The sequence below is a fragment of the Vibrio sp. 1978 genome (genome assembly GCF_033344345.1).
Genome location: NZ_JAWPOP010000090.1, coordinates 1 through 1,400 on the forward strand (window position 1 = coordinate 1; position 1,400 = coordinate 1,400).

A 1,400-nucleotide genomic window follows, 5' to 3' on the forward strand; every position below is an offset into this window, starting at 1 on the left:
CAAGTAGTAGGTGGATGGTTGTTTGTTGTTATTGGGCTATTCTTTTTTTGGGCTATTTTTCCACTGTTCTTACATGTTCCTGCAGGAATCAAACAGATTTCGCTTGGGAAAAAAGTTAACGAAGCTTTTGACTTGGTGACACAGAGCAAAGTGCTCTAACAAAGCATTTAAGAGTGATTCGCAACGCGTGACTCTGTAACGAAAATCACCTCCCCCTATTGATTAATGTATACCAATTTCATAGAACCACTTGAAGATGTATACATTAATCAGAATCCAAATTTATGCCTGAGCCACACTCAAAATCGGTGTCTATTATTCCTATTATGTTAAACGGGCGAGTTAGCTATCAAAAACAGCCCTTAGAACGCCATCAGAGGCTCTAGGCACGTTTTTAAGCACTTACTATGCCCTACTGACCCAGAAATCGGGCTGAAAGTTTGTGACGCTTTTCAGGCGATTTACAGGGCAAAGATGGCGCTGTTCGTTTGAAACAAAAAACGCCCTCTAAGGGGCGTTTTTCTAGGTTTTATCAAAAAATTAAGTAATTTAAAGATGCAACATTGGGTTCATCTGTTGGTGCAAGATCCGGATAACAAAGATATCGAACTCTCGAACTCGATAAAAAATGGCGTGTTTCTGATGATCATGACGACGTACGCCAGAACGAAGTTCGGAACAATCTCGACCAATGAATGGTGCCTCTGACAGAGTTTGTAAACATTGTTCCATTTCATCGGTGTAGTTGTCGGCTTGCTCTGCGCCAAAATTTAAAAAGGTATATTCGTAGATATCCCCAAAATCGTCTGCTGCTTTTTGGGAAAGTTTATACATGCAGCTTGGCCTTTCTTCTTGCTGCCACTTCTTTTAATGACAAGGAACACTCTCCGCTCGCCTCACCCTCATCGAGCGCTTTTCGCAGTAAGTCTTGTTGATTCTCTTGTTGTTCGAGTAGTCGCAATGCACTTCTCATCACTTCACTTGTTGAGCCATAACGACCTGTTGCGATCATTCTTTCGATAAAACAATCAAGAGATTCTCCGATTGTGACGCTTGTTGTTCTAGCCATAAAATCACCATGTGTTAATTATTAACACACCTAGTATACCTCTTCATTTTCTCTTTTTCGCTAATTGCTTATCACACCATGCCATGAGCTGTTCGGCTTTCAATGTTATTACCCCCAGAGCCAACATACCCAAGATGTAACTCCACCCCAAAGCATTCCCCCAACCCGGTATGTTGTCACTCACCACAATGAAAACAGCGCAAAATGATAATGCTGTAAAAATAACTCGAATAAACATAACAGCCTCTTTCTCATAGATTCTTTTATCCACCTTACCATCAGCGTTTTGTTTCCTAAGTTTGGCTCTTGATCATGCAGCTCAAAAACGCCT

At 41.1% G+C, this 1,400-nt stretch carries 2 protein-coding genes; both read right to left on the minus strand.

What is annotated here, in order from left to right:
• Positions 1–549 precede the first annotated feature (549 nt).
• On the minus strand, positions 550–834 hold the full coding sequence (locus tag R8N49_RS24650; protein ID WP_012615283.1) for a type II toxin-antitoxin system RelE/ParE family toxin: 285 nt from the start codon (positions 832–834) through the stop codon (positions 550–552).
• On the minus strand, positions 827–1,069 hold the full coding sequence (locus R8N49_RS24655) for a type II toxin-antitoxin system ParD family antitoxin (protein ID WP_012615282.1): 243 nt from the start codon (positions 1,067–1,069) through the stop codon (positions 827–829). The genes R8N49_RS24650 and R8N49_RS24655 overlap by 8 nt, the downstream gene beginning before the upstream one ends.
• Positions 1,070–1,400 lie beyond the last annotated feature (331 nt).